Below are 1,991 nucleotides of genomic sequence, written 5' to 3' on the forward strand. Positions count from 1 at the left end.
GCACCGTCGTCGGGGGCGGCGCGCCGCGGTTGCCGCCGCGCACCCCGCTGCCGGTCGAGCTGCCCGAAGCGATCGCCCGGCACATCCAGCAAGAGGGTTAACGCGCCTGCTGCCACGCCTGCACCGCACGCCCCAGCGCGTGCGGGTAGGCGTCCAGCGTGATGGTCGTGAGCACGGCGCCCGGGATGGCGTCCGCCCACTCCCGCGCGATCTCGATCGGGTGCACCGGGTCGTCGGCGCACCCGGCGATTCCCGTTGGCACGCCGAGGGTTCTCAACTCCTCCAGGGTGGGCGCCTCGGACGTGGCGGCTTCTTCCAAGTGGGGCACCAGTTGGTCGCCGTACGCGCGCCAGGCCCGGCTCAGCTCGTCGTGCAGCCAGCCCGACGTGCCCTGAAGAGCCGTGTCGAGGCCTTCGTCCGCGACGATCCGCGCGCTGATCTTCGCGGCTTGAGCCGCCGGGGCGTCGCCGGGTTCTCCGGTCCACGCGGGCAGGGCGAGGATCAGACCTGCGCATTTCGCGGGATTCCGCGCCGCCCACCTGGCGGCGACGTGCGCGCCCAGTGAGACGCCGCCCACCACGATCGGGTGGCCTGCGGAGGCATTTTCGAGGGCCGTCAACCGTTCACTCAATGTGCGCACACGTGGAGCGGTGAAAACAGCGCCGACCTGCGACAACGGCTCGGCGAACACGGAACGGACAAACACCTCGTCGGAGGCGGTTCCGGGCAGTAGGACGACAGTCTCGACAGGCACGCCCGAGATTGTCGGTCCTCGTGCGTACCCTCACTCACAGACGGTCCACACCACGGGGCCACTTGAGCAATGCAGGAGTCGGGGATGAGCGGCTATTGGCGCCGCTTGGTGAAGCGCTTGACCAGCGACGTCACCGAGCTCGACGCGGACGACCTCTCGCGAAAAGCCGAGGCCGTCGGCGCGGTGAAAGCCTGCGACTGCAAGTCCGGTGAGGAGGTCACCGTCCTCGGCAGGCTCCGCAGCGTGGAGCTCTGTCCCCGGGACGCGGCCGCCACGCTGGAAGCGGAGCTCTACGACGGCACCGAGGGCGTCACGCTCGTCTGGCTCGGCCGCCGTCGCATCGCGGGAATCGAGCCCGGTAGGACGATCAAGGCTCGGGGCCGCATCGCCGTGCGCGACGGGCGCAAGGTGCTCTACAACCCCTATTACGAGTTGCAGAACGCTTCATGACCTCAGCTGAGACCGAAGAAAAGCAGCCCACTCTCCTCGAGCAGATGGGCGGCGTGAGCGGAATGCTCCTGTCGTCGCTGCCCGTCGTCGTGTTCGTCATCGTCAACTTCGCCTTCAAGAACCTGAAGGTCTCGATCATCAGCTCGCTGGCCGCCGCCGTCGTCATCGGCGTGGTGCTGGCCGTGCGCAAGGGCAACATCCAGCCGGCGATCTCCGCCGTGTTCGGTGTGGGCATCGCGGCGTTCATCGCCTACAAGACCGGCGAGGCCAAGGGTTTCTTCCTCTTCGGCATCTGGCAGAGCGTCGTCTACGGCGGCGCGTTCCTGTTGTCGATCATCGTGCGCTGGCCTCTCGCCGGGGTGATCTGGACGGTCCTCAACGGCCGGGATCGCTCGTGGCGCTCGGACAAGGCCTCGGTGCGCGACTACGACATCGCCACCTTCGTGTGGGCGCTGGTCTTCCTCGCGCGCTTCGTGGTGCAGCGCTGGCTCTACAACGAGGACCAGGTCGGCTGGCTGGCCGTCGCCCGCCTCGGCATGGGCTACCCGCTGATGGCCATCGCGCTGGTGGCGACGGTGTGGGCGGTCCGCCGGGCGGACAAGCGCCTCAAGGAGGCCGAGGAGGCCCACGCGGCCGAGGCGGCCGCGGAGGAGGTCCTGGCCCGCACGGCGGACGACCTGCTCACTCCGGACATGGACGAGCTGAAGCGCGTCGTCGACGCGGAGGCCCGCGACAAGTCCAGGGACTGACCCGTGAACGCGCAGGGCCGGTGCCTCCCCTGGGAGGC

3 protein-coding genes are annotated in these 1,991 nt (G+C 69.2%); 2 read left to right on the forward strand and 1 reads right to left on the reverse strand.

Features of this window, described 5'->3' with window-relative positions; genetic code table 11:
- Positions 1-97: 97 nt before the first annotated feature.
- Entirely contained in the window at positions 98-754 is a 657-nt protein-coding gene (locus tag ABZX92_RS45765; protein WP_355572429.1) for an alpha/beta hydrolase, read from the reverse strand.
- A gap of 84 nt (positions 755-838) precedes the next feature.
- On the opposite strand from ABZX92_RS45765, the gene ABZX92_RS45770 reads away from it, so the two are divergent.
- Positions 839-1,204 (forward strand): OB-fold nucleic acid binding domain-containing protein, encoded by a 366-nt coding sequence (locus ABZX92_RS45770; protein ID WP_231114856.1) that lies wholly within the window; start codon positions 839-841, stop codon positions 1,202-1,204.
- Entirely contained in the window at positions 1,201-1,953 is a 753-nt protein-coding gene (locus tag ABZX92_RS45775; RefSeq protein WP_355572431.1) for a DUF3159 domain-containing protein, read from the forward strand. Before ABZX92_RS45770 ends, ABZX92_RS45775 begins: the two co-directional genes overlap by 4 nt.
- The last annotated feature ends 38 nt before the right edge of the window (positions 1,954-1,991 follow it).

It is taken from the genome of Lentzea sp. NPDC006480 (assembly GCF_040611995.1).
Lineage (GTDB): Bacteria > Actinomycetota > Actinomycetes > Mycobacteriales > Pseudonocardiaceae > Lentzea.

Excerpts from the sequence above, each read along its gene's own strand:
- ABZX92_RS45770 (WP_231114856.1), top strand. The coding sequence starts at position 839 with ATGAGCGGCTATTGGCGCCGCTTGGTGAAGCGCTTGACCAGCGACGTC.
- ABZX92_RS45775 (WP_355572431.1), top strand. The coding sequence starts at position 1,201 with ATGACCTCAGCTGAGACCGAAGAAAAGCAGCCCACTCTCCTCGAGCAG.